This is a genomic window from Chitinophaga terrae (ex Kim and Jung 2007) (assembly GCF_900107795.1).
Taxonomy (GTDB): Bacteria; Bacteroidota; Bacteroidia; order Chitinophagales; family Chitinophagaceae; genus Chitinophaga; species Chitinophaga terrae.
On the sequence record NZ_FNRL01000003.1, the window covers coordinates 293,500 to 314,909 of the forward strand.

Annotated in this window: 19 protein-coding genes; 8 read left to right on the forward strand and 11 right to left on the reverse strand. The window is 46.9% G+C overall.

Features of this window, described 5'->3' with window-relative positions; genetic code table 11:
* Positions 1-70: 70 nt before the first annotated feature.
* Together BLV62_RS05100 and BLV62_RS05105 are read right to left on the reverse strand one after the other, a co-directional pair.
* Positions 71-1,201, reverse strand: a complete 1,131-nt coding sequence (locus BLV62_RS05100; RefSeq protein ID WP_089759341.1) for a zf-HC2 domain-containing protein — start codon at positions 1,199-1,201, stop codon at positions 71-73.
* Positions 1,191-1,766 carry a sigma-70 RNA polymerase sigma factor region 4 domain-containing protein gene (locus tag BLV62_RS05105; protein WP_089759344.1) on the reverse strand — a complete coding sequence of 192 codons (576 nt, stop codon included), beginning with the start codon at positions 1,764-1,766 and terminating at the stop codon, positions 1,191-1,193. Before BLV62_RS05105 ends, BLV62_RS05100 begins: the two co-directional genes overlap by 11 nt.
* A 92-nt stretch (positions 1,767-1,858) precedes the next feature.
* On the opposite strand from BLV62_RS05105, the gene BLV62_RS05110 reads away from it, so the two are divergent.
* Positions 1,859-2,632 carry a C40 family peptidase gene (locus BLV62_RS05110; protein WP_089759345.1) on the forward strand — a complete coding sequence of 258 codons (774 nt, stop codon included), beginning with the start codon at positions 1,859-1,861 and terminating at the stop codon, positions 2,630-2,632.
* A 116-nt stretch (positions 2,633-2,748) separates the two neighbouring features.
* On the opposite strand, the gene BLV62_RS05115 is transcribed toward BLV62_RS05110, so the two are convergent.
* From BLV62_RS05115 to BLV62_RS28940, 4 genes are all read right to left on the reverse strand, one after another.
* Positions 2,749-3,288 (reverse strand): inorganic diphosphatase, encoded by a 540-nt coding sequence (locus BLV62_RS05115; RefSeq protein WP_211117668.1) that lies wholly within the window; start codon positions 3,286-3,288, stop codon positions 2,749-2,751.
* A gap of 210 nt (positions 3,289-3,498) precedes the next feature.
* Positions 3,499-3,984 (reverse strand): DUF4878 domain-containing protein, encoded by a 486-nt coding sequence (locus BLV62_RS05120; protein WP_089759349.1) that lies wholly within the window; start codon positions 3,982-3,984, stop codon positions 3,499-3,501.
* Between the two features lie 216 nt (positions 3,985-4,200).
* A complete protein-coding gene (locus BLV62_RS05125; RefSeq protein ID WP_089759350.1) occupies positions 4,201-5,157 on the reverse strand; it encodes a PhoH family protein in 957 nt (318 codons plus the stop codon).
* A 92-nt stretch (positions 5,158-5,249) separates the two neighbouring features.
* Positions 5,250-5,441 (reverse strand): AIR carboxylase family protein, encoded by a 192-nt coding sequence (locus BLV62_RS28940; protein WP_139169936.1) that lies wholly within the window; start codon positions 5,439-5,441, stop codon positions 5,250-5,252.
* A gap of 387 nt (positions 5,442-5,828) precedes the next feature.
* Here BLV62_RS28940 and BLV62_RS05140 point away from each other — a divergent pair, with 387 nt between their 5' ends.
* On the forward strand, positions 5,829-8,477 hold the full coding sequence (locus tag BLV62_RS05140) for a PAS domain-containing sensor histidine kinase (RefSeq protein WP_089759356.1): 2,649 nt from the start codon (positions 5,829-5,831) through the stop codon (positions 8,475-8,477).
* A gap of 9 nt (positions 8,478-8,486) precedes the next feature.
* Entirely contained in the window at positions 8,487-8,876 is a 390-nt protein-coding gene (locus tag BLV62_RS05145; RefSeq protein WP_089759358.1) for a response regulator, read from the forward strand.
* On the opposite strand, the gene rpe is transcribed toward BLV62_RS05145, so the two are convergent.
* From rpe to thrA, 5 genes are read right to left on the reverse strand one after another with little or no spacing between them, the layout of a single operon-like run.
* Positions 8,857-9,522, reverse strand: coding sequence for a ribulose-phosphate 3-epimerase (rpe, locus tag BLV62_RS05150; RefSeq protein ID WP_089759361.1), 666 nt, complete (start codon positions 9,520-9,522; stop codon positions 8,857-8,859). The two genes, BLV62_RS05145 and rpe, sit on opposite strands and share 20 nt — an antisense overlap.
* 28 nt (positions 9,523-9,550) lie before the next feature.
* Positions 9,551-10,558, reverse strand: a complete 1,008-nt coding sequence (locus BLV62_RS05155; protein ID WP_139169938.1) for a tetratricopeptide repeat protein — start codon at positions 10,556-10,558, stop codon at positions 9,551-9,553.
* Between the two features lie 23 nt (positions 10,559-10,581).
* The gene (thrC, locus tag BLV62_RS05160; RefSeq protein ID WP_089759364.1) at positions 10,582-11,877 is read right to left on the reverse strand and encodes a threonine synthase; all 1,296 of its coding nucleotides are present in this window, start codon (positions 11,875-11,877) and stop codon (positions 10,582-10,584) included.
* A gap of 15 nt (positions 11,878-11,892) precedes the next feature.
* Positions 11,893-12,819 (reverse strand): homoserine kinase, encoded by a 927-nt coding sequence (locus BLV62_RS05165; RefSeq protein WP_089759366.1) that lies wholly within the window; start codon positions 12,817-12,819, stop codon positions 11,893-11,895.
* A gap of 35 nt (positions 12,820-12,854) precedes the next feature.
* The gene (gene thrA, locus BLV62_RS05170) at positions 12,855-15,299 is read right to left on the reverse strand and encodes a bifunctional aspartate kinase/homoserine dehydrogenase I (RefSeq protein WP_089759369.1); all 2,445 of its coding nucleotides are present in this window, start codon (positions 15,297-15,299) and stop codon (positions 12,855-12,857) included.
* An 840-nt stretch (positions 15,300-16,139) separates the two neighbouring features.
* On the opposite strand from thrA, the gene BLV62_RS05175 reads away from it, so the two are divergent.
* From BLV62_RS05175 to BLV62_RS05200, 5 genes are all read left to right on the forward strand, one after another.
* A complete protein-coding gene (locus BLV62_RS05175) occupies positions 16,140-17,297 on the forward strand; it encodes a homogentisate 1,2-dioxygenase (RefSeq protein ID WP_089759371.1) in 1,158 nt (385 codons plus the stop codon).
* 48 nt (positions 17,298-17,345) lie between these two features.
* Positions 17,346-18,476 carry a 4-hydroxyphenylpyruvate dioxygenase gene (hppD, locus tag BLV62_RS05180; RefSeq protein ID WP_089759373.1) on the forward strand — a complete coding sequence of 377 codons (1,131 nt, stop codon included), beginning with the start codon at positions 17,346-17,348 and terminating at the stop codon, positions 18,474-18,476.
* A 256-nt stretch (positions 18,477-18,732) separates the two neighbouring features.
* Entirely contained in the window at positions 18,733-19,539 is an 807-nt protein-coding gene (locus BLV62_RS05185; protein ID WP_139169940.1) for a hypothetical protein, read from the forward strand.
* 265 nt (positions 19,540-19,804) lie between these two features.
* The gene (locus tag BLV62_RS05195) at positions 19,805-20,554 is read left to right on the forward strand and encodes a L,D-transpeptidase family protein (RefSeq protein ID WP_089759379.1); all 750 of its coding nucleotides are present in this window, start codon (positions 19,805-19,807) and stop codon (positions 20,552-20,554) included.
* Between the two features lie 270 nt (positions 20,555-20,824).
* The gene (locus BLV62_RS05200) at positions 20,825-21,397 is read left to right on the forward strand and encodes a gluconate 2-dehydrogenase subunit 3 family protein (protein WP_089759381.1); all 573 of its coding nucleotides are present in this window, start codon (positions 20,825-20,827) and stop codon (positions 21,395-21,397) included.
* Positions 21,398-21,410: the final 13 nt, after the last annotated feature.

Sequence of the window (21,410 nt, forward strand, 5' to 3'; positions counted from 1 at the left end):
TAATAAAATGGAATACTATAGCTAAGATGCAGCTACCGTAAAAATGCACAAATAATTGCAGAAATTTTTTTTATAATCCATCTAACGCCTGTTGGGCGGCATTTTTCATGGAACCGTCCATCCTGATAACTTCCTTGAACATACGACGCGCCTTACCTGTCTGCCCCTTGTTGCGGTAACATACAGCAAGCTGGTAACGTGCCATCTCTTTGTATTTGCCTGAGGATACGGATTCCAGTCGCCTGTACCTGTCGATGGCTTCATTGTAGTTGCCTTGCTGCTGGAACACCATGGCTGCTTTATAGAGATATTCATCACTATCAACAGCGGTTGGCTGTGCAGCTTCCTTTTTTGCAGGTTCGGGGTTATTTTCTTTTTCTTTTACTGCCGCGGTTTCCTGTTTAGGCGCTTGTTTAGGTTGCTCGTCGCTCTTGTCTTTTTCTTTAGGTTTTTCAGCTTCTTTTTCCTTTGCTTTCTCTGCTTCCCGGCGAATGGAGTCCTGTTGCTTTTGCAGCAACTGGGCACGTTTTACTTTAGCGAGGCTGTCGGCAGTTGCCTTTTTCTGAGCGGCCTTTAACGCCAATGCTTTTTTGATGGCAGCGGAATCTACGCTGGCAGGCGTCTTTGCAGTAGCTGCGGAAGCAACGGGGTCGTTAGGCAGGTTTACCGGGTTTGGCGTAGAGGCATGCGCGTTATTTACAGGCGCTACTACGGCTGCATTGGTGGCAGGCGCCGGGCCGTTATTTTCTGCAGCATTGCTGTCGGAAGCGGGGTTTACAGCCGCCACGTACCTTACTGGCGGGGGCTGGTTGCGGATATGCCCGCGCAACACGTACACGCTGCCTATTCCCAGTCCTATAAATGCAAATACCCAGAAATAAAAAAGCAGGTGTTCTTTTGTTTTCTCTTTCTTCGTGTATTGGGCAACTTTCTGAACGTGTGAAACGGGCTGTATGCTGTCTTTTACATACCGCTGCAGTTTGCTGGTGAGGTCCTGGTATTGCTCCTGTTCTCCTTCTTTCTCCAATGCCTGCAACGCTCCGTAGCACAGGTCGCAATCGACCAGGTGCTGTTCTAACAGATGTTTTTCTACCTCCGTCAGCCTGCCGTCCATATACCGGGGCAACTGATCTTTATTGACACAACGGATAGCGGAAAAAATCTTGAGTATCTTTTCGTTATGTTGTTTGTTACTTAACATATCCCTGGTTCATAAATAGCTTGGCTAGTTTTCCTTTGGTGCTTTTCAGCTGGGCCCTGATTTTATCGCGTGTCTGGCCGGTAATGGCTGAAAGCTCTGCAAAAGATTTATTGTCTATATAGAAATGCGTAATGAGCGTCTTTTCTTCCGGCTGAAGCCTGTCCATGGATTGTGCCAATCTGACTACCAGCTCATTCCTGTCGATAACATTATTGCTGGCCTTATCTACAAGGTTTTCGATATGCAGCAGATCTCTCACTTCGCGGGAGGGGTAGAAGGGGGTATTCTTTTCAGGTTTACCCAGGTATCCTTTCTGGATGTGCAGGATCCACTCGCTGGCTTTGTAAATAGTTTGGGTTTTAAGGCTGGCGCTTAATCTCTGTGTCAGTGTAGGGAATACAATATTGGGGTCCAGGGAACTGTCTTTGTGCAGGTAGGGTAATGTAACAGCAACCAATAAATGACTGTATCTCTCCATCAATACGCCTTCAGCCTCGCGGTCGTTCTGTTTCCTGGCGCGGGATATTAACTCCTTATCTGATAAATTGGTTAACTGTTGTTGCATACACTTATTAATTTATATTTACGTACAAAAGCGGAAAAAGTTCATTTCTAGCATAGAATTATTGAATTATAAAAGGGTTTTATACAATTAATATGCCATACGCCATTGTAACCGTGCCGGTAGCGCCTATGCGGGCATCGGCCGCTCACCGGAGTGAAATGGTTTCCCAGTTGTTATGGGGCTCCTGCGTAGAAATACTCTCTACTACTGCCGATGGTTGGGCAGAAATAAGAAACCAGTACGATAATTATACAGGATGGGCTTCTTTGTCGCATCTCGAAACTATAGATACCGCGTTATACGAGGCGCCCGCTTCTCATTTTACCCCTTCCTGGGCTAACCTGGTGAAGATGAACGGCATACCAATGCATGTACCCTACGGGTGCCCGGTAAAACAATATGCCGGTAAATCAGCGCAGTGGGGCGATATATCCGTAAGCTTCGAAGAACCGCTGTCTGGCATCCTGTCGCATCAGCCAGTGGATACAACAGCTTTAAAGGCCGCCGCATTTCAATTCCTGAACACTGCCTACCTCTGGGGAGGCGTCAGCGTGTTTGGGGTCGATTGTTCGGGGTTTACCCAGCATGTTTTCAGGTTGTTCGGGATACCCTTGTTGCGCGACGCCTATTTGCAGGCAACCCAAGGTCAGCTTGTTGATTTTCTTCAGCAGGCCAGGCTGGGCGACCTCGCGTTCTTCGACAATGATGAAGGCCGCATTACCCACGTGGGCATCTTGCTGAGCGAACAGGAGATCATCCATTCTGCCGGTAAAGTAAGGATAGACCCGATCGATAACCAGGGCATCACCAACAAAGACACGGGGCTCCGGACGCACCGCCTGCGTATAATCAAACGCTTTTTCTGATGCAGGCTTGTATCAGGCAAAAAAGAAGCATAAGGTTTTTGATGTTAGGGAGAAGATGATATCCCTGCCTGTCAAAATTCCTTATGCTTCTTTATTTCATTGCCCTAAGGCGGGTATTAGCTTTGTTTGAAGATCTTGCGGTAGTCGTCGAAGCTCTTCAGGATAATGTTTTCCGCTTTCTCCTTATTCTGGAATTCTTCTACTACTACTGTTTTCTTTTCCAGCTTCTTGTACTCTTCGAAGAAATGACGCATTTCATCGATGAAGTGAGGTGGAAGTTCGGAAATATCGTTAATATAGTTTACGCTCATGTCGTTAGCTGCAACAGCGATGATCTTATCATCTGCTTCGCCGCCATCAATCATTTGCATTACGCCTATCACTTTTGCTTCGATGATGCACATAGGCACGCATTCTACCTGGGAAAGCACCAGGATATCCAGCGGGTCATGATCATCGCAGTAAGATTGCGGGATGAAACCGTAGTTGGCTGGGTAGTATACGGAAGAATATAATACACGGTCCAGTTTTAAAAGGCCGCTTTCTTTGTCTAATTCGTATTTGGCACGGCATCCCTTCGGAATCTCGATTATAGCATTAACAATATGTGGCCCTTCAGATCCAGGACTTACACTGTGCCAGGGATTTGTCATCATAATAAATCTACTTTACTTTGTATATAGTATATAATTATTCGTTCGCTATTATGCAGCAGAATAAGGTTACTGTTCTTTCTGAACTGAAAGAGATGATCGTTGTTCCTGTAAGATAAAACCGGAAATCTACCCCATCCTTGCATAATGCGAGGGCAAAATTAAGGAACTGGAGGATAATTGCTAAAAAATTATCCAATCTTTCGGGAGAAATCAGTTTACAGGTACGTTGGCGCCATTTGTTACAGTGGAATCTGCCTCCTGATCCAGCAATGTGGTATCAGTGGCAGCGCTGCCGGATTGAGGGGTGTAGTTAGGTATAATACTGTCGAATGTCAGTGATATTTTCCATTGCCCGTTCTCTTTCACCATCTGGAGTACTTCTTTCTGATGAGCAGAGGAGTTCAGGATCGTCACAGCAGCTTTATCCCCGTTTTCTTCGATATTCACCACTTCAATCTTTGCGTTCTTGATCTTTTCTCTTTCCGCTCCGCTTCTGCGGCCATCGAAAATAGCATAGATCTGTATTACCTGTTGGGACTCTTTAGTGGCGTATTCTCTGGCCTGGTCATAGTTCGAATCCTGAATCGCATGCATGAACGCAAGCGCTACCTCTTCGGGAGAAGCTCTTTTCTTACAACTACCCAATAGCATGGTTGTAATGAATGCCAGTGTCATGATTCGAAAGAAATTGGTCATGCGGTCGATAAATTATAGTATATCACAACAAAAATAGGGGTAAACTTCAATTCTGCAAAGTCTCGCCGTTGATTGAAACGTATATTCACAGGCTTTCGGACTGAATTTCCCAAAAATGAACTTACGGCAATTGCCGTTAACAAAGCGTTAATATTTGTGTTAAGGCAGGTTAACCCGGCTATCCCCGATAGTACCGGGGATAGCCGGATAAAGATCCTAACTGTTTTTATGTGCGTCGTACGCTTTGATAATTGCTTTAACCAACCGGTGTCTTACCACGTCTTCTTCATCCAGCTCTACATGCCCTATCCCTTCAATATTGCGCAGGATGCGGGTTGCCCTTTCCAGACCGGATTGCTGGTTCTTTGGCAGGTCTATCTGGGTAAGGTCGCCTGTGATAATGGCTTGGGCCGAAGCGCCAATACGGGTCAGAAACATTTTGATCTGCAGGTCTGTAGCATTTTGAGCCTCATCCAGGATAATAAAGGAATTATCGAGGGTACGGCCACGCATATACGCCAGGGGAGCAATTTCTATAATCCTGTTGGCCATGTAATAGCTGAGCTTTTCTGCTGGGATCATATCATCCAGCGCATCATACAACGGGCGTAAATACGGATCGATCTTTTCCTTCAGATCACCGGGCAGGAAACCCAGGCTTTCACCTGCTTCAACCGCCGGCCGGGTTAAAATGATCTTTTTTACTGCTTTGTTCTTCAGCGCCCTTACTGCTAATGCAACAGCCGTATAGGTTTTACCGGTACCGGCAGGTCCAATCGCAAATATGATATCGTTCTTTTCTGCCAATGCAACCATCTTTTTCTGGTTGCTGGTACGGGCTCGAACGGTACGGCCATTCGGACCAAAAACCAATACATCGTTGGGATTGCGCTCACTGAAATTATCTATCCTCGTTCCTTCCTCGTCTCCCAGGATCTGCTCGAAATAGTTTTCCGTCAGGTTGCCATTCCGTTCCAGATACTTCACTATCTGTTTGATCTTTTCCTCTGCTGTTGCTACTTCCTCAGGCGACCCGCTCAGTTTCAGCTGGGTACCCCTCGACAGGATCTTCAACAATGGGAATTTTTTCTTCAACAGATCGAGTTTTCCATTGTTAACACCGAAAAACTCTATGGGATTAATGCTGTCTAAATTGATAATGGATTCAGTCAATGATTCTATAGTTTAATTTTCCAGGAATATCGATGCCGATGTTATCGATACCGAATTTATTTAAATAAAATGCAACCTGGACGACGTCGCTGTTAAGCTAATACTAAATTCTGTAGCCGTTCTGGTTGAAGGACTGTTTTTATCGCCGCTAAGCAGACTGCCATCTCCAATGGAACGCCAAGTACAGGGAGTGAGATATGAGCCAAAACAACTCCAGGTAAGGCTGCTGCCATGCCAGCTGCGGCAATAATTACGCCAATCCTTTTGCCTGTGCAGTGATACACAGCATTTCTTTTTTATCAGAATCAGGATATGACGCCGCTGCAATCATGTTTTTCCAGGGCCGGATTGCAGGCGCGCCAGGATCTGCCTTTACAGGTTGCCGCTTCCTGAACCCATGATAATCCAAATCTTCATCTGATAATATTTGATAAATATTAATATAATAATACAACCCAAAGATATTGATCGTTTAACAATTTCAGAAAACTGAAAATCCACAACAAGTGGATAAGCCTGCGCCACATCGCCGCAATTCCCGGCAACCGCCTGTTACGCTGAATTGCCGGTTACCGGACATTTTATTACTTTTATCGCAGATAATAATGCTTTTTCACTATATAATGCCTACTTTGGGATTGCTAGATGATAAAGAATAGATTTGCTATCATATGAATGTAGTTATGCTGGAACAGCACTACCGGCACTTACAACATCTGGAAGCCGCTATTAATGCCTGTGCCTTTTCTGTTTCTATCGACACGCTCGGTATTATTACTGCGGTAAATTTGCAGGTGACAGCCGTATTGCAGACCTCGCCCGATCAGCTGATCGGACGGTCGTTCACCAGCGTGCTCCCTCCCGAAAACCCTCTTCAGTGGTTTGGGTGGCTCTCCAAAGCCCTGGAAGGAACTCCCGCCCGCGGTGAAATAGGCTTCAACCTGTCCTCTGATCAGCCCCTGTGGCTGGAAGCCGGTTGCAGCGCCATTACCAACGAAGCCGGCGAGATCATCGGCTGCCTCCTCATCGGCATGGATATCACTACCCGCAAACTCGCCGCTATTAAACAGGAACTGAACGAGATCTATTACAGCCAGGTACTGGAAAACCTTCCCCTGGGCCTTCAACAGTTCGCCGCCAATGGCGACAGTATTGACATGAACAGCCGGCAGCGCGAGATCTGGGGGAGCGCACACCCATTCTTTACCAATCCCGGCTACAACTGGCTGCAAGACCCTTTCTACCGCCTCAACGGCCTGGCATCCATATTCGAAGAAGCAAGGGACACCGGCAAAACCATCAAAAAAGAAATACTGCTCAGGTACAGGGAAAAACGTATCCGGAACATCACCCGGCTATATCCCGTTTACTTCGAAGCTACCGTATTCCCGCTCACAGACAAGGCCAGGAATACCGCTAACATCTTCCTCATCCTGGACGATATTACGGAAAAGAAACTCTCAGAACTCAGCCTGCAGAAAAGCGAACGGCTGCTCGACAATATCATCGAAAACCTGCCGATAGGCTACATCCAGTTCGATAACTTCGGTTTCATCAGGCGGATCAATCAAACCCAGCGCATCTTCTTCAATTCTCCTAATCCCGCTATGCGGCAGCCTTTCAACGTTATGACCGATGAACTGGCCATCGCCTTCGAGCTGGATAAACTCTTCGTACAGGCCCTGGATCAGAACAAGACCCTGCGGGTGGAGAAGAAGATAGATTTTTCGCAGGATAGCCGCTGGACAACCGTTGCCAGGGAAGTATACCTGGATCTTACTGTTTTCCCGGTAGTAGAGCCGGTCGACAAAGAAATGATCGTAGTAGCGCTGATCAATGATATTACCGATAAAAAGGCCCAGGAAGAAGAGAATAAAAAGAACCAGGTGTTCCTGCAGCAAACAGGGAATATAGGAAAGATAGGAGGATGGGAGCTGGAGATGAACACCGGGGTTATGAGATGGACAGACGAATCTTATCTGATCCATGGCTGTCACCCGGCCATGGGAGAACTAACCCTTGAAAAAGCGCTGTCGTTCTACTCCGACGAGGCCAGGGACACCCTGCGGGCATTGCTGAGAGCCTGCCGGGATAGCGGTAAGGCGTTTGATGTACACCTCACCGTACTTGCCAACGGGCAGCAGAAGCGGGTGCGGTTCATAGGCCAGCCGGGATACGAGGATGGGCAACTGGTTAGGCTATACGGAGTAGTGCAGGATGTGACAGAACACTGGGAGATCAAAGACGCGCTTACCCGGAATACAGAGCTGATGCGGCTTTTCTTTGATACCATCGATATGGGCTATGCGGCGATGGAGAAGAACGGGAATCTTAACTTCCTCAACCGGAAAGCCGAAAAAATGATCGGCCACCCGGTAGCCATTGGCAGCAATATTTTCGAGGAATTTCCGCGTTTATCCGGCACCGTTTTTTACCCCCGTTTGCAGGAGTGTATTGAACACCAGACGTCTCAATCGTTCGGCATCTATTTCTCGGGCGCCGACAAATGGTACGATTTCCTGCTTACACCAATGCAGGATGGGGGAATTTCTGTTTTCATGCGTGATATTACCGATAGCCGCAAAATGCAGAAAGAACTCCGGAAGGCGAACGAGCAGCTATCTAACCTGAATAAAAACCTGGTCAACCAGAATAAACAACTGGAAGATTTTGCGCATATTACATCCCATAATCTTAGAGCGCCTATTGCCAATCTGAAAGCTTTAATGCTGATGCATAACGAGGCATCATCACAACAGGAGAGGGACCTGTATCTTGGAATGCTGCATGAAGTGATCAAAAAGATAGATGAAACCCTGAACGATCTTGTTGAAGTGGTACAGATACGTAAAGATGTGAATGTGGAAAAAGAAAGACTGGTTTTTGCAGAAAGGTTGCAGAAGGTAATGGATATTTTGCTGGTAGATATTGAAACCAGCAATATTAAGATCACCTATAACTTCGACGCTGCAACGACGCTGGAATATCCAAAGGTCTACCTCGACAGCATCCTGCAGAACTTTATTACAAACGCTATCAGGTATCGTTCGCCGGAACGGGAACCTGCATTACACCTGGAAACCAGCAAAATGAATGATAATATCGTGTTAACTGTTCAGGATAATGGAGTGGGGATCGATATGGAACGGTTTGGGAATAAACTATTCGGCTTCCGTAAAACATTCCATAAAAACAAAGATGCCAAAGGTATCGGGCTGTTTATTACCAAGACCCAGGTAGAGGCAATGGGAGGCAATATCAGGGCTGAAAGCCGCCCTGGTGAAGGAACAAAATTTATAATTACTTTTAGAAATGAATAAACCCCTCTTATGAAGTTGATCAATATGATTTTTATTGTAGATGATGACCCGATTCACCAGCAGATTGCCAAAATCATGATCGAACGCCAGGCTATCAGCACTGGTATCCGGGTATTTTCGGACGCCCAGGAGGTACTGGATTACCTCCGCGAAAATGCCGGGAACGATGCCGCGCTTCCTGACCTTATTTTGCTGGACTTAAATATGCCTGTGATGGATGGATGGGAATTCCTGGAAGAATACGCGGTATTCTGTAACGATCTTCCCAAACAGATACGGATCTTTGTACTGACCTCGTCGATCGATGAGAAAGACAGGGAAAGAGTAGCCGGTTATAAGTTTGTTACAGGCTATCTGACCAAGCCCCTGTCAAAAGAGATCATTGCCCACTTGTCTTAAATAAGTGAATGGTTTTCTCCGGGTCAGGAGACGCAAATATAGCACTGCCAGATACCAGTACATCAGCGCCTGTTGCCACTAATTGTCCCGCGTTCGAGAGTTCCACACCGCCATCTACCTGAATTAACGCCGATGATCCGGTTTCCGCGATCAGTTGTTTTACCTGCCTGATCTTATGATAGGTTTGTTCGATAAATGTTTGTCCCCCAAAGCCCGGATTCACGCTCATAACCAGTACCAGGTCAATGTCCCTGATGATGTTTTCCAGCGTCACAACGGGAGTATGCGGGTTAAGCGCTACGCCGGCCTTCATCCCCAGGCCCCTGATCTGTTGAATGTTCCTGTGAAGATGCACACAGGCTTCCATATGCACGGTTAAACTATTGGCTCCTGCCTTTTTGAATTCGGCAGCATACTTCTCCGGTTCTTCTATCATCAGGTGCACATCCAGCGGTTTTTTTGCCAGCTTGCTGATCTGTGCGATCACCGGCAGGCCATAGCTGATGTTAGGCACAAAGCGACCATCCATCACATCTAAATGAAACCAGTCAGCTTCGCTGCGGTTGATCATCTCTACTTCTTTACCCAACTCTAAAAAATTAGCAGCCAGCAAAGACGGTGCTACTAAAACAGGATCTTTTTCCAAATGCACAGTTTTTTTGTGTATTGTAAATTTAAGGATTTAGTCTTTTGATGGCCGTAAGGGCTTCTTTAAAATCTTTTTTAAAGGAAGCGGCTTTTGCATAATCCGCCAGCGCTTCCTGCTTTTTGCCTTGTTCTTCGAGGCACATAGCACGGTAATAATAAGCCCAGGCATCTGTTGGCGCTACCTTCGCCGACATGTTAAAATAATTATAGGCCTCTTTCCAGTCCTTTTTCCGGAGGCTGATCTTGCCCATTGCCATATATGCCGGTTCAAACCCGGGATCAGCTATGATGCATTGTTTGTAAGCCTGCATAGCCGCCGCCTGGTTGTTCAGTTCTTCCTGGTATTGCCCCGCTTCAAAAACAGGATGCGCGTTGGTGGTATCCAGTCTCCATGCCAGCATATAATAGTTCAACGCTGCGGGAGCTTTACGGGTGCGCAGCAGATCGGCCAGCTCCATCACCGCTTCAAATTCCGGCGCTTGCCCCGCCGCCTGTATCGCGGAGGTCAGGTGCCTGATAGCTGCTACGGTATCCTGCTTGTCTTCCGCCATCCGGGCTTTCAGGTAAAAAGCTTTGTCCCTTCCGTCGGCCGACTGCGCCAGCACATTGGCCAGGCTATCGGCTGCTTCATATTGTTTATTCTCGACCCAGGCCATAGCGAGCCGGTATTGAAGGTAAGTGTAATCGGGCGCCGTCTGCAACGCCTGTTGGAAATTCTGCGCCGCCTTTTTAAAATCATTCACCACAAGCGCGGCCTCTCCGGCGCCTGCCCAGTAATCGGTATTGGCGGTGTCGATGCCGGCGGCCTTTTCAAAGTCTGTCAACGCCAGTGATGGATCAGTGTTAAACAACAATAAGGCGCGGCGATAGTATAAAGACGGGTTATCCGGAAATTGATGAATAGAATCGGTGACCGGGCGAACGATATCGCTGTAGAGTGCAGAGTCTTTTGACGATGTTTCCGGTTGCCGGGTGCCGGCATGATGACATGCCAAAGCACCCATTAATAAGAAAAGGATAGGTATACGCTTCATACGGGCGTAAAACTACACAATCCTTATTGCATTAACCAGTTTTTGAAGGTATTATAGTCTGTTGGCAGCAGTGTCGCCTGTTTTTCTTTGTAATACAATGAGGCCACTTTTGCCGGGGTATAGATCTCATCCCTTATGCTCTTCGGAGCGGTATCTTCAAACTTCACCGGGTGGGCTGTTTCCAGGAAAATTCCTGTAAGTTCCGGATGGTCCTGCAGGTATTGTTGCAGGCCCAGGTATCCTACGGCCCCATGCGGGTCCAGCATATAATGGTGTTCTTTCCAGACCTTTTCCATTGCTACGCTGGTTTCAGCATCTGTAAAACTATAAGAGCTGAGTTTGGCCTGCAGGCTGGGCAGGCTGTTGCCAAAAAGTTCCAGTATCCTTACAAAGTTGCTTGGGTCTGCAACGTCCATGGCGTTGGAAAGCGTAGGTACGGCGCTGTGCGGATCGTATTTGCCTGTTTCCATGAAGCGGGGAACGGTATCGTTCACATTCGTAGCTGCTACGAAATGAGATACAGGCAATCCCATAGCTGCTGCCATCATGCCCGCACAGATATTCCCGAAGTTCCCGCTGGGTACAGAGAATATCAGTTTAGGATGCGCCGCCTTCATCTGTTTGTATGCGAGGAAATAATAGAACATCTGCGGCAGCCAGCGGGCAACGTTGATAGAATTGGCGCTGGTGAGCGCTCTTTTCTGTTGCAGTTCCTGGTCGAGGAACGCAGTTTTTACCAGTTGCTGGCAATCGTCGAACGTTCCTTCTATCTCTAACGCATGTATGTTTTTACCTAATGTGGTCAGTTGTTTTTCCTGCAACTGGCTTACCTTTTTAGAAGGGTACAGTATCACCACTTCCACGCCTGGTACATCGTAAAAGCCGCTGGCCACTGCGCCGCCGGTATCGCCGCTTGTAGCTACCAGCACGGTAACCGGCTCTTTGCTGTTGCGGCGGAAATAACCCAGGCAACCTGCCATAAAGCGGGCGCCTACATCCTTAAAAGCGAGGGTAGGGCCATGGAAAAGCTCCAATGCAAAGGTTTGCCCTGTTACTTTCTGAACGGGGAAGGGGAAGCTGAGCGTATCCGCAATGATCTTTCTTAATTCCTTTTCTTCTATTTCATCGCCAATAAAAGGACTGATCACCCGGTAGCCGATCTCATGATCTGAAAATTGATGAAGGTTCGCTATGAAAGCGGGGTCCAGGGCCGGGATCTTTTCAGGGAAATATAATCCTCTGTCGGGGGCCAGGCCCTGTATAACTGCAGTCTCGAAATTGACCTGGTGCGATTTATTGTTTAAACTGAAATATTTCATGTACTGTTTTATATTTTATCCAATCACTTTAACGCCTTCGGTATTGATCTGGGACACATATATTTTGTAATCCACTCCTAATGGCGCATATACCTGGTTCATGGTGTCGGCTACTTTCCTGGCGCTTTCTTCTCCTTTACTCAACATAAAAACGGAAGGACCGGAGCCGGAGATGCCGCCTCCCAATGCGCCGGCTTCCTTGCACCGGAGTTTCAGTTCATGAAAGGCCGGGATAAGGATAGATCGGATAGGCTCTACGATCACATCTTCCAGGGAACGGCTGATCAGGTCATAATTTTCCTGGTACAGGCCCGCCACAAGCGCGCCTACATTGCCCCACTGGCGGATGGCGTCTGTCATCAGCACCTTTTGTTTCAGTATTTCCCGGGCGTCGGAAGTTTTAACTTCGATCTGCGGGTGAATAACGGTAACCCAGAGGTCTTTGGGTGTATGCAAGGCCGTTATATCCAGCGGTCTGTAACTCCTTACCAGGGTAAAGCCGCCGAGTATGGCCGGCGCCACGTTGTCGGCATGCGCTGCGCCGCTGGCCAGTCTTTCGCCTTCCATGGCGAACCTCACCAGTTGTTTGCGGCTGAACGGTTCGCCCAGCAGTAGGTTGACGCCTACCACCGCGCCGGCGCTGCTGGCCGCGCTGGACCCTATGCCGCTGCCGGGATGTATATTCTTGAAGATCTCTATTTCGAAACCTGCTTTCGGGTCTTCCAGTTTTTGCAGTAATGCCTGTACGGCTACTCCGGCAACATTCCTGGATGCTTCCAGGGGGAGATCGGCGCCATGCACGGCGCTGATCCTTACGCCCGGTACTTCCGAACGCCGGATGATCATTTCATCGCCGGGGGCGTCCAGGGCCAGGCCAATTACATCGAATCCACACGCTACATTCGCCACTGTTCCCGGTGCAAATACTTTAATACTATCCATAAGCCATTTGTTAGTTAGAAGTTAGATGATTTTTGTTACAATCTTGCACTGCGGATGATATCAGCAAAAATTCCAGATGCTGTAACATCTGCTCCCGCCCCGGCGCCTTTTACGATCAGCGGCTGATCTTTATAACGGCTGGTAGTATAAAGAACGATGTTGTCTTTTCCTTCCAGTTGATAGAAAGGATGGGAAGCGCCTACGCTTTGCAGGCCTACGGATGCTTTCCCGTTTTCATAACGCGCAACGAATTTCAAACGTTTTCCTTCTTTGTCGGCGGCCGCTCTCAGGTCTTCGAAGTGTTGCGCATAAGTATCCAGCGTTTCATAAAATGCTTCTACAGAAGGCGCGTTCAATGATTCGGCGGGCAGGAAAGAATGGTTGGTGATTTCATCCATTTCAATAGCCGCACCGCTTTCACGGGCCAGTATCAGGATCTTGCGCATAACATCTTTGCCGCTCAGGTCAATTCTCGGGTCCGGTTCGGTATACCCTTCGTCCTGCGCTGCTTTTACTACTTCCCTGAAACTGGCGCCATTCACAAAATGATTGAACACGAAGTTCAGGCTTCCTGATAATACCGCTTCTATACTATGCACTTTGTCGCCGCTCCTTACGAGGTCGTTCAGGGTGTTGATCACCGGCAAACCTGCGCCAACATTAGTTTCGAAAAGGAAAGAAGCGTTGTATTTCCTGGCCAGGTCTTTCAGTTGTTTATAGTAAACATAGTCGGAAGAGCAGGCGATCTTATTGCAGGTCACCACAGAAATACCATGTTGCAGGAATTCGTGGTAGGTAGTTGCGATGTCGGCGCTGGCGGTATTATCCACAAATACGCTGTTGCGCAGGTTGAGGGTTCTTATTTGGTCTACCAGTTCGGCGGTGCTCATGGCTGCGCCATTTTCCAGTTGCTCTTTCCAGTTGGCCAGGGAAATGCCTTTATCGTTGATGAGTGTGCGTTTGCTGTTGGCCAGCGCTATCACCCTTATCTGCAGGCCCAGTTCTTTCTGCAGGTATTCGTGCTGCTGTTGCAGTTGTTCCAGCAGTTTGCCGCCCACATTTCCTACCCCGGCAATAAAGAGATTTACCTGTTTAAGAGGCGTTTCAAAGAAAGTTTCGTGCATTAAGTTAAGCGCTTTCCTGAGATCTGCTTTATTGATCACAGCGGAAATATTTTTTTCGGTAGATCCCTGTGCGATCGCTCTTACGTTTACCCCGTTCCTGCCGAGGGTGCCGAAAAGTTTACCGCTGGTGCCGTGATGGTTCTTCATTTTATCGCCTACTACCGCTACAATGCAAAGGTCTTTTTCTACGATGAGCGGCGAGATCCTCCTTTCCAGTATTTCCTGTGCAAACTCGCTGTCCACGGCCGATTTGGCTTTCAGCATATCTGTTTCGTGTATGCCTACGGTGATGGAGTGTTCGGAAGAGCTCTGGGTAATGAGGATTACGTTGATGCGTTCCCGTAACAGCGCTTCAAACAAACGTTTGGAGAAGCCGGGGATGCCAACCATGCCGCTTCCTTCCAGCGTTAACAGGGCAATGTGCTGGATGCCGGAGATGCCGGTAACGGGATAGCTTTTGTCTGCATTTTCCTGGATCAGGGTGCCGTGATCTTCCGGTGCAAACGTATTCTTAACCCAGATGGGTATACGTTTGTTCATGACCGGTTGAATGGTAGGGGGGTAGATGACCTTCGCGCCGAAGTGAGAAAGTTCCATGGCTTCCACATAAGAAATATGAGAGATAGGAATAGCCTGGGATACGATCCTTGGGTCGGCGGTCATCATCCCGCTTACGTCTGTCCATATATCCAGCACGGCGGCATTCACTGCGGCGGCGATGATGGCGGCGGTATAATCGGAACCTCCTCTGCCCAGGGTAGTGGTTTCGCCTTCGGAAGTGGCGGCCACGAAGCCCGGCAGTACTACGTAATCTGCCTGTTGCTGGGCGAAGTATTGAGAGATGTTATGATTGGTAACGGGAAAGTTAACAGCGGCATGGCCGAAGTTGTTATCGGTAACAATGAGTTCCCTGCTGTCTTTGCAGGTTGCATTGAAGCCCAGTTGTTTTAATTTTTCGGCAACGATAGAGCAGGAGAGCAATTCGCCGTAGCTCATGATCTTGTCGAGGGAGCGGGCGCTCAGTTCCGCAACCTGGAAGATGCCGTCGCAGAGGGTTTCCAGGGCGTTGAGTTTCTTTTTAAGCTGGCTGATCTGGCTGCTTTGTGCGGTGATCGGGAATAATTCGCGGATGGTATCGAGGTGCCTGGTTTCAATTTCCTGCAGGATGTTTTTGTATGATTCCTGTCCTTTTTCGGCCTGTTGACCGCAGCGTATAAGCATGTCCGTTACCCCGCCCAGGGCAGATACGACGATCGCGTATTTTCCTGCGGGTTTATGGTTTTGGAGAATGTTACAAACTTGTTCTATTGCCTTGGCGCTTCCTACGGAAGTTCCTCCGAATTTTAATACTTGCATATGGAAATTTTATACGTAGATAAGGTTCCGGGTTCTCCCGGCTGGTATACCACTCATGTGGTCGTTGGACTATATGTAAATACTAACCCCGGGTTGGGGTAATTGTAATGGTAGACGTTGTGGCAATAGTGGCCGTGTTAGCCGTTGTGGGAACGGTAATGGCTGGAAAATGATATGTAAATAACGGTTTCACTATTGAAATATGACGATTGTGTAACAAAAGTCTAAAATTACACCGGTAAATAAAAGCGCAGTGAGCATTTTTTGAAATCTTTCATTTTGCCTGGTGTTTATTTGAAAATATATCGTTTATATGGTGTTTTATTGAAAATATATTTATAAAATGAAGATTTTTGAAAGTTTTACAGAGAAGGGTTGAATCGAGTAATATTTGTTTGGTGACAATATAATGACAATTTCCTGTTTTTTAGCCTGCTTTTTTATACGCAACTATTAAAATTTTAATATTCCGGAATATTCTCCTACCTTAGTTGCCTAAACATCAGCCACTTGTCCATTTCTCTGAAATATACAAGCAATAGTCAGCTTAACTACTACTTCCTCATGGCAACGCTTGCCATGGATTCGGCTTTGGCATAACCCATCCTTATTATTTCCATTTTTTCTTACTAGTTGTTTACCAGGTGCGGGTGCAATATTTGCTGCATTTCAGCCAGGTTACAACAGGAATTTTTCCAGGCATACATCATTGTTGTTGGCAAACTTGTTATTGATTTGATCATACACCGATTCGATCATTCAACTATACACCAGAACAATTGGATCATACACTAAGCAATTAAATCATACACCAGACAATCTATTTAAAAAACATCCGATATGCCACATTATCATAAACTCGGACAGATACCGCATAAGCGACACACCCAGTTTCGTAAACCGGATGGAACTCTTTATTCTGAACAACTCTTTTCCACGGAAGGTTTTTCAAGTAATTCCACCCTCCTGTATCATTGTCACCCGCCCACCGAAATTGTTAAAGTAGATGAACCTTACTCTGTTGCCCCGAAAGTGGCAGAAGAAAAGATGCTGAAACACCGGAGCTTTATGGGATTCAACATTCAACCGGTCAGCGATTTCCTGGAAAGCAGGAAACCGGTACTGGTGAACAACGATCTCCATATTGTACTGGCCGCGCCGCGCAACAGCATGGAAGACTACTTTTACAAGAACGCAGACGCAGATGAAATGATCTTTGTACACCAGGGAACCGGTGTGCTGAAAACGCAATATGGTCAATTAACCTTTGGGTATGGCGATTACCTGGTGATCCCCCGCGGCACCATCTACCATATCCACTTTGATACGCCGGATAACCGTTTATTTATTGTAGAGTCGTTTAGTCCTATTCGTTACCCGAAACGCTACCTCAGCAAATACGGGCAGTTGCTGGAACATTCGCCTTATTGCGAGCGCGACATCCGCCAGCCCGCCAACCTGGAAACCATCGACCAGGAAGGCGATTTCCTGATCAGGATCAAAAAGAAAGGCGTTATCTATCCCCTCCATTATAAACATCATCCCTTCGATGTGATCGGGTGGGATGGATGCGAATACCCGTTTGCCTTCTCGATCCACGATTTTGAACCGATAACCGGTCGTGTTCATCAGCCGCCTCCCGTTCACCAGACCTTCGAGGGCAACAACTTTGTTGTATGCTCCTTCTGCCCGCGGTTGTTCGATTACCATCCGCAGGCCATCCCGGCCCCTTATAATCACAGTAATATAGATAGTGATGAGGTGCTGTATTATGTAGATGGCGACTTCATGAGCCGCAAACACGTGGAAAAAGGAATGATCACGCTGCACCCCGCCGGTATCCCGCACGGTCCGCACCCGGGAGCGGTGGAAAAAAGCCTTGGCGCAAAAGAAACAAAAGAACTGGCCGTAATGGTAGATACATTTCATCCCCTGCAGATCACCGCTGATGCGCTGGAAATTGAAGATGCATCGTACGTGATGAGCTGGGCAGAATAAACCGAAAATCAAAAACCAACCAACTATTAACCAAAACAATTGAATGTAATGGAAACAGCATTAAAAACTGCAGGTAACCATGCCGGTGTGCAAGATTTCTTACCGTTGAACGGAACCGACTACGTGGAGTTTTACGTGGGCAATGCCAAACAGGCAGCTCATTATTATAAAACAGCTTTCGGTTTCCAGTCGGTTGCTTACGCTGGCCCCGAAACCGGGGTAAGAGACCGCGCATCCTATGTGCTGGTACAAAACAAATTACGCTTTGTTCTCACCACCTCCCTGTTGCCGGATACAGAGATCGCCCGGCATGTGGCCAAACATGGCGATGGAGTGAAGGTGCTGGCCCTCTGGGTCGACGATGCCCGCGCCGCTTTCGAAGAAACGGTGAAACGGGGCGCTACTCCTTATTTGGAGCCCACAGTAGAAAAAGATGAATACGGAGAAGTGGTAAGAAGCGGTATCCATACCTATGGCGACACCGTTCACCTCTTCGTAGAGCGTAAGAACTACAATGGTCCTTTCCTGCCGGGGTATAAAGAATGGGCAACCGACTACAAGCCCGCTGATACCGGCCTGCAGTATGTGGATCACTGTGTAGGTAACGTAGGATGGAACGAAATGAACACCTGGGTAGAGTTCTACGAACGGGTAATGGGATTCAGGAACCTCATTTCCTTTGATGATAACGACATCTCCACAGAATACTCAGCCCTGATGAGTAAGGTAATGAGCAACGGCAACGGACGGGTGAAATTCCCTATCAACGAGCCGGCTGAAGGCAAAAAGAAATCACAGATCGAAGAATACCTGGATTTCTATGGAGGTCCGGGCGTTCAGCATGTGGCCATTGCTACCAATAATATTATCCAGACCGTTACCGAGTTGCAGAACAGGGGAGTAGAATTCCTGAAAGTGCCTACCACTTATTATGAAACATTGTTAGACAGGGTGGGGAATATAGATGAAGAAGTAAAGGCGCTGGAGAAACTCGGCATATTGGTAGACCGGGATGATGAAGGCTACCTGCTCCAGATTTTCACCAAACCGATCCAGGACCGTCCGACGGTATTTTTTGAGATCATCCAGCGTAAAGGGGCCCAGTCATTTGGTAAAGGGAACTTCAAGGCGCTGTTTGAGTCAATTGAACGGGAACAGGCCCTGAGAGGTAACTTATAAAATAATTAACAATTTGGAATCCCAACGCTGAAAGGTTACAACTTTTTCAGCCTGCTTAGGGGCATTCTCGGCAACGAGATGCCCCATTTTTTATTTATATTAAAAAAATATAAATTATAAATCTGCGTTGTATGTTAATCCATCATTAACATAGATCCCTGGTAAATCCTTATCCGTATATATGTTCGGATGCCATAGCTTGCCAGCTTTTTATTTAAAGTTATATAATTGTTTATTTTTTAATATTTTAGAACCTATGCTACGCAGATTTCTCACTCATGGAGTGATCTATGCCTCATTGGCTGCATCATTCACCATTTTTTCTGCCTTCAACAACGGCAGCAGTTTTGAAACTTATCTTTCAAAGATCATTTCCCCGGCCGGTAAAACGCTGGTAGAATACAACCCGGACAGGACCATCCGCAGTATTCTCCAGGTTCACGGGCAAAACAATGACGAATACACGGTTTCCCAGCTTCCGGTGTATGAAAATGGCCGGATCGTTAAAACACTGTTGGCCAATGCTGCCGGTCAGGACGGCGAATTGTACAGGTCTTTCGAATACCAGGCCGACGGCAAATTGCTGAAGGTATTGTCTTACCGCCAGGCAGCCCTGGTATCGGTAGATTCGCTGGTTTACAACGCTGATGGACAGCTGGCTACCCGTTATTTTTCCCATCTTAACGCAGCGTCAGGAAAATTACAGCAGGATGGTTACCAGGAACTTAGCTGGGATAAGGAAGGAAATGTGACCGAAGCCCACACTTTTGGAAAACAGCCGGGATACAACAAGCTGATAAATACTTCTACCACAGCTTTCACCTACGATAACAAACAAAACCCATCCCAGCAGCGCGACCTGGCGTTGATCCTGGACGCGGGTGTGGCCAGCCTGTCTGCCCATAACGTGTTATCTGAAACCATTGCATCTGCCAATTCGTCGAGCGTGATCACCAACACCTGGAGCTATGCTTACAATGCAGGGAAGTTCCCGGTGAAAGCTACGCTGAACGCGGGGTTAGACGGAAGTGTCGTAAAACTGGAATGGATAAAGCTACAGTAAGCGAATAAACACTTAACTTTACAACAATATTTAAAAATATTGTTCCGTTTTTTATGAGTATACAGACACTGTTCGGGATACTGTTTTTGTTGGGGGGAATTTTTCAGGCATTTACTGCTATACTTATTTACCAAGGGCATAAACATTATATATTAAAAATTGCCAACAGGAAGGTTGGTATGGCTATATATTTTATTTTTGCATTTGTATTATTTTTCCTCGCATATACGAACCTGGTGTAATTAAAATTTTGTTGTAATTGTGTATGAAGCGACTTGTTGTATTTGTTCTGCTTTTGTTAGGCGCTGGTGATTTATTTGCCCAGCAATCATTTTTAGAGAACCAAAAGATGTTCCCGAAAGTGGGAGAGGCCTACCGTGAGAAAGAGGAACTTTTGAAAAAAGAGTTTGAGAAGAAGGGATTGACTTACCCCGCCAGGTACATCTTTGTTCGCTCTTTTAAACTGGACAGCGAAATGGAGATCTGGGTGAAAAACAACCCTTCCGATACTTTCCGCCTCTTTAAAAGCTACAGGGTATGTACCCTCTCAGGCAAAATGGGTCCGAAAAGGAAGGAAGGCGACAGGCAGGTACCGGAAGGCTTCTATTATATCAACGATTTTAACCCGAACAGTAACTACCATTTATCACTGGGTATCAATTATCCGAACTTTTCGGACCGCATCCTGAGCGATCCTAAAAGCCCGGGAGGCGATATCTACATCCATGGTAACTGTATCACTGTTGGCTGTATTCCGCTCACCGACGAATTTATTGACGAAGTATACATCCTGGCCGTAAACGCCAAGAACGCAGGCCAGGACTTCATACCAGTGCACGTTTTCCCGGTTAAGTTCAATAACACCGGGTCAATGAACTACCTGGGAACATTCACCCTCACTGATCCCAGCTCCAAGCAGTTCTGGTCGGAGCTCCGGACCGCCTACGACTATTTCGAGAAACATCACCGCCTCCCTGTCGTCCTCGTCGACGAAAAAGGCAAATACGTGATGTAGTGTTGCACGGAGGTTTCACGCAAAGGCGCAAAGGGGCATAAGAAGCATAAGGAATTTTTAACCGAAGCGAATTTTAAGAAAGCAAAGGGAGCGAAGATTGTGTTATTATACAATCTCCGCTCCCTTTGCTTTCTTATTTTCCTTAAGACAATATCTTATGCTTCTTATGCCCCTTTGCGCCTTTGCGTGAAACCTCCGCGAAATAATCTTGGATTTTAGTGAATTTTTTTCTTACCTTGTTTTCCAGGTCAAATCACAATAAACTATATTATGCATAGAAGAGAAGCCATACGGAATGTGGCCATCCTTTTGGGAACCGCCATTTCCGCTTCCACGTTGTCAGCTTTGGAGAGCTGTACTTCCGCGCCGAAAAATTATGAATTGAACAAGCCGGAAACCAAATCTTTATTGGCAGAAATAGCGGAAACCATTATTCCAAAAACGAATACTCCCGGTGCTAAAGATGCCAAAGTAGAAGATTTCATTATTACGATGATGAATGATTGCTACAAGAAAGAAGATCAGCAGAACTTCCTCGAAGGACTCAAAAAGATCGATGAGGCGAGCCGCCAGCAATTCAAGAAAGGGTTCATGGATATTACTCCTGAACAACGCACCGAACTGCTGACCAAGGTAGAGCAGGAGCGTGTCGACTATAACAAACGTAAAGATAAAAAAGAAGGAGATCCTACCCACTACTTCCAGTATCTGAAAGAACTGACCCTGCTGGGGTATTTCACGTCAGAACCTGGAGCTACCAAAGCATTGCGCTATGTAGCAGTACCTGGTAAATACGAAGGTTGTATCCCATATACCAAAGGCGAAAAAGCCTGGGCGGTATAATATGACCATCAAC